At 60.7% G+C, this 5477-nt stretch carries 9 protein-coding genes and 1 pseudogene; 1 reads left to right on the plus strand and 9 read right to left on the minus strand.

Annotated elements, in window-relative coordinates; translation table 11 throughout:
- A pseudogene (locus tag KBZ15_RS17470) lies at positions 1 to 738 on the minus strand (DEAD/DEAH box helicase family protein); the annotation flags it as partial.
- A gap of 186 nt (positions 739 to 924) precedes the next feature.
- On the opposite strand from KBZ15_RS17470, the gene KBZ15_RS17475 reads away from it, so the two are divergent.
- The gene (locus KBZ15_RS17475) at positions 925 to 1119 is read left to right on the plus strand and encodes a hypothetical protein (RefSeq protein ID WP_255016503.1); all 195 of its coding nucleotides are present in this window, start codon (positions 925 to 927) and stop codon (positions 1117 to 1119) included.
- On the opposite strand, the gene KBZ15_RS17480 is transcribed toward KBZ15_RS17475, so the two are convergent.
- The 8 genes from KBZ15_RS17480 to KBZ15_RS17515 all read right to left on the minus strand — a co-directional run bounded on the left by KBZ15_RS17480 (position 1120) and on the right by KBZ15_RS17515 (position 5467).
- Positions 1120 to 1410, minus strand: a complete 291-nt coding sequence (locus KBZ15_RS17480; protein ID WP_255016504.1) for a hypothetical protein — start codon at positions 1408 to 1410, stop codon at positions 1120 to 1122.
- Positions 1407 to 1652 carry an addiction module protein gene (locus KBZ15_RS17485; protein WP_255016505.1) on the minus strand — a complete coding sequence of 82 codons (246 nt, stop codon included), beginning with the start codon at positions 1650 to 1652 and terminating at the stop codon, positions 1407 to 1409. The genes KBZ15_RS17480 and KBZ15_RS17485 overlap by 4 nt, the downstream gene beginning before the upstream one ends.
- 297 nt (positions 1653 to 1949) lie before the next feature.
- Positions 1950 to 2585 carry a hypothetical protein gene (locus KBZ15_RS17490; protein ID WP_255016506.1) on the minus strand — a complete coding sequence of 212 codons (636 nt, stop codon included), beginning with the start codon at positions 2583 to 2585 and terminating at the stop codon, positions 1950 to 1952.
- A 12-nt stretch (positions 2586 to 2597) separates the two neighbouring features.
- Positions 2598 to 2942: a restriction endonuclease subunit S gene (locus tag KBZ15_RS17495; RefSeq protein WP_255016508.1), complete on the minus strand. Its 345-nt coding sequence runs from the start codon at positions 2940 to 2942 to the stop codon at positions 2598 to 2600.
- A complete protein-coding gene (locus tag KBZ15_RS17500) occupies positions 2939 to 3931 on the minus strand; it encodes a class I SAM-dependent DNA methyltransferase (protein WP_255016509.1) in 993 nt (330 codons plus the stop codon). The genes KBZ15_RS17495 and KBZ15_RS17500 overlap by 4 nt, the downstream gene beginning before the upstream one ends.
- A 123-nt stretch (positions 3932 to 4054) precedes the next feature.
- On the minus strand, positions 4055 to 4444 hold the full coding sequence (locus KBZ15_RS17505) for a type I restriction-modification system subunit M N-terminal domain-containing protein (RefSeq protein ID WP_255016510.1): 390 nt from the start codon (positions 4442 to 4444) through the stop codon (positions 4055 to 4057).
- On the minus strand, positions 4398 to 4706 hold the full coding sequence (locus KBZ15_RS17510) for a hypothetical protein (protein WP_255016511.1): 309 nt from the start codon (positions 4704 to 4706) through the stop codon (positions 4398 to 4400). The genes KBZ15_RS17505 and KBZ15_RS17510 overlap by 47 nt, the downstream gene beginning before the upstream one ends.
- Before the next feature lie 161 nt (positions 4707 to 4867).
- Positions 4868 to 5467: a superoxide dismutase gene (locus KBZ15_RS17515; RefSeq protein WP_255016512.1), complete on the minus strand. Its 600-nt coding sequence runs from the start codon at positions 5465 to 5467 to the stop codon at positions 4868 to 4870.
- Between the last annotated feature and the right edge of the window lie 10 nt (positions 5468 to 5477).

A 5477-nucleotide genomic window follows, 5' to 3' on the forward strand; every position in this document is an offset into this window, starting at 1 on the left:
TCGTCGGGTTCGATCCGCGCCAGGGCGTTCTCTTCGAAGGCGGCGAAGGCGGTGAAGTCGTTGAAGGCCTGATCGGCGAGGTTGTTGCGATCGGCCAGAAACAGGATGCGGGGCCGGTGGCTGGCTGGCCGGAGAGGTTCCAGCGGGATTGAAAGAGCTTCCAGATGATCTGAAAAGCGATCGAAGTTTTGCCAGTGCCGGTGGCCAGCGTCAAAAGAATGCGGTTGGGGCCGGCGGCGATCGCCTCCAGCACCCGGCTTACGGCGATCTCCTGGTAGAAGCGGATCTGCCAGCTGCCGCCCTTGTCGGGATAGGGAATGGCAGCGAAGCGATCGCGCCAGGCGTTCTCGACTGCGAAGGTGCGTGCCACAGCTCCTGGGGCGTGGGGAAGGCTTCGGCCTCCCTCTCCTCGCCCGAGTCCATGTCAATGGCGTAGATGCCCAGGCCGTTGCTGGCGTAGGTGAAACGCAGCTGGAGCTTGGCGGCGTATTCCTTGGCCTGGCCCACGCCTTCGGTGAGTGGCAACCCATCGGCCTTGGCTTCCACCACCGCCAGGGCGGTGTTGCGGTAGCTGAGCACGTAGTCGGCACTGAGGGACTTGCCGCGGCGGCCGCCGCCCTCAATGCGCCCCGGGGCAATCGGAAACTCGCGGCGAATGCGGCTGCCCTCCACCACGCCCCAACCGGCCGCCACCAGCAGCGGGTCGATCAGCTCAGCGCGGGTTTCGGCCTCGTTCATGGGAGCGGCGCGACCACGAGCGCTGAGGGGGGTCAGTTTGGCCTATCCGGCCGGAGGTATAGCTCCAGGCCGGCACGTTCGATATGGGATTGCAGCTTCCACCTCGGGGTGGCTGGCGATTAACAGCCGGATGCAGCCATCACGGCTCTTCAGACAAAGCAGAGAGCGCTGGAGCACGAACGGGAGGTGGGACTGAGCGTGCGGGGCGAACTGCGGTTTGTGGTGATGGAAGCCGACGCTTACCAGCGCCTCCGGGAGTGCGAGCTGGAAATTGCTCTGCAGGAAGCCCGCGCCGTCTTTGCCGCCGGCCGCATTGTGCACGAATCGGTAGACGATCACCTCAATTGTTTGGGCGCCATGGCCATAGGCTTCGCTGATTGATCAACCCAATCTCTGCCGTATCCAGAGAGGATCTCGGCGAGCATCAAGCACGGCCACAACGGTGAGAGTTTCACCTTTTTTATCGTAGTAGATGCAGAATGGGAAGCGCTTCGACAAGGCACGGTGGTAACCATTCACAACCTGGTGGATGCCGCCGAAGTAATTGAGTCCTTCAATGTCTGACATCAAGCAAGAGATGAAATAAGCCCCAAGACCTTGTGATTGACGTTGATAGAAGTCGAATCCCTCCTCCAGATCAATCAGAGCATCGGAGGAAATCTCGATGATCATTCAGCCAGGCGCTGCAGCTGGGCTTTGGCCTCATTCCAGGGAATGCGCGTGGCAGAACCGTCGAGGAGTCGCTGGCGGCGCTCAACCAAGACATCAGCGTGCCAGTCTGGTGAGGTGAAGGTATCAGGTTGACAGCAGAGGCTCTGCCAAACCTGCTCAAGTAATCGAACCTTCTCCGCCACGCTAAGGGCGTCGAGTTGGTCGCTGGAGAGTTCGATCGCCATACCGCTGGTAGCGTCCATTGAAGTCTAGTCGGACTTCAACGCAGCAGACAGGCCGTGTAGTGCTGACGCAGCACTGCCAGCACCTCAGCGCGGTTCAAGCAAGGTGGCGCGACGGAAGCCGTCATGGTTACGGCGGAGCTGGTGGTTCAACGTTAAGTGCCATCTAAGCCTGGGGCTCAGAGCTCACCGTTGAACGCCTGGTGCAGGAGGGACTTCTTCAGTTCTTCCAGGGCGGCGAGTTTGCACTCGTAAATGCGGGAAAGACTCTGAGTTTCTTCGCGGAGTTCGTCAGATTTAGCAACTATGGCAAGCTGCTCAAAAAGTGGCGGAACGTGCAACACAACTTCTTTGGCTGCAGTTACATTGAAGTGCTTTTGCGCGGCGCCAACAATCTTCCCAAGCACAAGCTGCTTTCCAAAGGCCGAGTTGAAAAAAAGCAGCGAGAAAATGGGAATCGACCTCCGCCCCTGGACGCACAATAACTAAATCGCTACAGTTAGATTCCGACAATTCTGGAGGGATCACAGCCGCAGTTCCTGGATACCCTGTTCTCACAATGGCAAGATCACCGGGGCAGAGCTGGGACTTCTTCAAAGTGCGATGAAAGGCTTCGTCAATGAACATTGAGTTATCCATCGACACTTCGAACGGACGAATGTTCTGTGAACGAAGAAAGGGAATGCCGCTCTCCTTGTATTCAGTTTTCATCGAGCCGACGTGCCCGACAGTGATTTCTGTACAGAGCGAGACAAGTTGGCGATCCACCCACCCCTCCCCCCGCTGACTGAACACGGATTCAAGATGACTCTCAAAGATCGCGCGGGCGTTCTGGAGGTTCTGTTCGGCGTTGGCTTTGGCGGTGGCGATGCCCGCAAACGCTTTATCGAGCAGGGCGACGATTCGCTGCTGTTCGGGGAGTGGTGGGACGGGTAACTGAAAGTCGGTCAGCATCCCGACTTTGATTTATGGCATCGTGTTCCCAAGTTTCTGCTTGAAAACCGTGTCCTTCAGTTTGCCGTCGAGGATGAGATACAAGAACTGCGGTGAAACTTCCGTGAATTCCGAAAGGACGTAAGTGCGTTGGTAGGCTTCGAACTTGCCATTGTAATAACTTACTTTGCCAACATCGCCATTGCCTGCGATGAGCAGTGCTTCTGTATCGAACGAGTAGTTATCGCTGAACGTATGTTCGGCAGCGCATGTGAAGAACGGAAACTCGCCTTCTGGATTGCCTTCGTTGACATCCTTCTTGCCCGTCCGAATCCGGCAGAGGTCTCCTAGGTTTCTTGTCTGCCACCCTTCCCTCATACCAACCCCCTGATCCTCCCCAGCACCTCCGCACTCTCCACATCCAACGCTGCAATCTCCGCCATGATCTCCTCCGGACTCCGCAGCGCCACCGCCTCACCCCCATGGGGGTTCTTCACCGAAAGATCCCAGCTCTGCGGATCAATGGAGTCCACTGGCACGCTCCAGCTCTTGGGTGAATCCGCAAAGGTTTTCTGCAGCTCCACGAACTCCGCCAGGTCGCGGTCGTTGAGCGGATTGGTCTTGCCCAGGTTGCGGCCTGGATTGAGCTGGTAAAACCACACCTGGCGGGTGGGCGCGCCCTTCTCGAAGAACAGCACCACCGTTTTCACCCCCGCCCCCTGGAAGGTTCCGCCGGGGCAGTCGAGCACGGTGTGCAGGTTGCAATCGGTGAGCAGCTTCTGGCGCAGGGCCACCGAGGCGTTGTCGGTGTTGGAGAGAAACGTGTTCTTGATCACCACGCCGGCGCGGCCGCCAGCCCGCAGCAGGCGGATGAAGTGCTGCAAAAACAAAAAGGCGGTTTCGCCGGTGCGGATCTCGAAGTTCTGCTGCACCTCCTTGCGTTCACTGCCGCCGAACGGCGGGTTGGCTAGGATCACATTGAAGCAATCGCGCTCCTGCACATCGCTGAGGTTTTCGGTGAGGGTGTTGGTGTGCAGCACCTTGGGCGCCTCGATGCCATGGAGGATCATGTTCATGATCGCGATCACATAGGCGAGGCTTTTCTTCTCCTTGCCAGTGAAGGTGCGGGTCTGCAGCGTGTCCAGATCGGCGGTGCTGAGTTCCGCCCCCGTGGATCCGCCCTTGCGCATGAATTCGAATGCTTCGCAAAGAAAGCCCGCCGAGCCCACCGCCGGGTCGTAGACCGACTCACCGATCTGCGGATTCACCACCTGCACGATGGCGCGGATCAGGGGCCGGGGCGTGTAGTACTCACCGCCGTTGCGGCCGGCGTTGCCCAGCCGCTTGATCTTTTCCTCATAGAGCATCGAGAGCTCGTGCTTCTCCGCCTGGGAGCGCAGGCGCAGGCCATCGAGCCCATCGATGATTTCGCGCAGGTTGTAGCCACTGCTGATCTTGTTGCGCAGTTCGCCGAAGATCTCGCCGATCTTTTACTCGATCGTGTTCGGCCCGCTGGCGCTCTGCTTGAAGCGCTCTAGGTAGGGGAACAGGCGCTGGTTCACGAAGTCGCGCAGGTCGTCGCCGGTGAGGGCGGCGTGGTGATCAAGCTGGCCGCTGGCGTTCTTCGGCGCCGCCCAGCGGCTCCAGCGGTAGGGCTCCTCCAGGATGGGGCTGTAGCTGCGGCCCTCCAGGGCGGCCACGGCGGCCCGGTCGTCTTCGAGTCCCTCGAGGTACTTGAGGAACAGCAGCCAGGAAGTCTGCTCGGTGTAGTCGAGCTCGGTGCCGCAGCCCGCCTCCTTGCGTAGACAATCGTCGATGGCGCGGAACGCCTGCTCAAAGGAGCTGGGGGCAGAGGCTGCGCGGGAGCCGTTGGGGGGCACGGGTGCGGGGAGCCGCCGAGCCATCCTCCAGGGCCACCGAGCCGCCGCGACCCCGTCCGGGCACGATCATCCGGCGGCTCAGCAGCTCGGCTTTGACAGCGTCGTAGGTGGCCTCATCCCACTCGAGCACTTCGCGCAGGCGGCCGTTGCCGGCGGAGCCCCCCAGGGCCTCCAGGGCTCCCAGGAATTCATCCCGCAGCGCATCCTCCTGGCTGTCGTCCTGGCCCGCATCGCGCAGAGGGCTGTCGGCGGTGAAGGACAACGGAGGAGATTGAGATGACGCCCACCCTGCCACTTGATCCGCAGCTGCGGCAAGGCAGCTGTTGTCGTTTTGATCGCCATTCACTGGCTGCATCAAAAAGCCCCCGGTTTGGCGCCGGGGGCTGGGCTCGCAGTAAGGAGCTGATGTCAGATGGGTGCGACTCAGGCCGAGGCCAGGTTGGCTGCTACGAAGTCCCAGTTCACCAGCTTCTCCAGGTAGGTGGTCATGTAATCCGGGCGGCGGTTCTGGTAGTCGAGGTAGTAGGCGTGCTCCCACACATCCATGGTGAGCAGGGCCTTCTGGCCGTGGGCCAGGGGTAGGTCGGCGTTGGCGGTCTTGGTGACCTTCAGGGTGCCGCCATCGAGCACTAGCCAGGCCCAGCCGCTGCCGAACTGGGTGGCACCGGCAGCCTTGAACTGCTCAACGAAGGCTTCGAAACTGCCGAAGTCTGCGTTGATCTTCTCTGCCAGGGCGCCGCTGGGCTGGCCGCCGCCACCGGGCTTCATGCACTGCCAGTAGAAGCTGTGGTTCCACACCTGGGCGGCGTTGTTGAACACGCCGGCCTTGCCAGCGTCACCGGCCACGGCGGTGATCGTGTCTTCCAGGCTCTTGGCCTCGAGATCCGTGCCGGCCACCAGATTGTTCAAGTTGGTCACGTAGGCGGCATGGTGCTTGCCGTGGTGAAACTCGAGGGTGGAGCGGGAGATGTAGGGCTCGAGCGCATCGAGGCCGTAGGGCAGCGCTGGCAGCGTATGGGCCATGGATGGGGAG

It is taken from the genome of Cyanobium sp. BA20m-p-22 (assembly GCF_024346275.1).
Lineage (GTDB): Bacteria > Cyanobacteriota > Cyanobacteriia > PCC-6307 > Cyanobiaceae > Cyanobium_A.

Bases quoted from the DNA above. Each gene is read 5' to 3' on its own strand.
- KBZ15_RS17495 (WP_255016508.1), bottom strand. From the start codon at position 2,942: ATGAGGGAAGGGTGGCAGACAAGAAACCTAGGAGACCTCTGCCGGATT.
- KBZ15_RS17480 (WP_255016504.1), bottom strand. From the start codon at position 1,410: ATGATCATCGAGATTTCCTCCGATGCTCTGATTGATCTGGAGGAGGGA.
- KBZ15_RS17515 (WP_255016512.1), bottom strand. From the start codon at position 5,467: ATGGCCCATACGCTGCCAGCGCTGCCCTACGGCCTCGATGCGCTCGAG.
- KBZ15_RS17485 (WP_255016505.1), bottom strand. From the start codon at position 1,652: ATGGACGCTACCAGCGGTATGGCGATCGAACTCTCCAGCGACCAACTC.
- KBZ15_RS17500 (WP_255016509.1), bottom strand. From the start codon at position 3,931: ATGCTCTATGAGGAAAAGATCAAGCGGCTGGGCAACGCCGGCCGCAAC.
- KBZ15_RS17490 (WP_255016506.1), bottom strand. From the start codon at position 2,585: ATGCTGACCGACTTTCAGTTACCCGTCCCACCACTCCCCGAACAGCAG.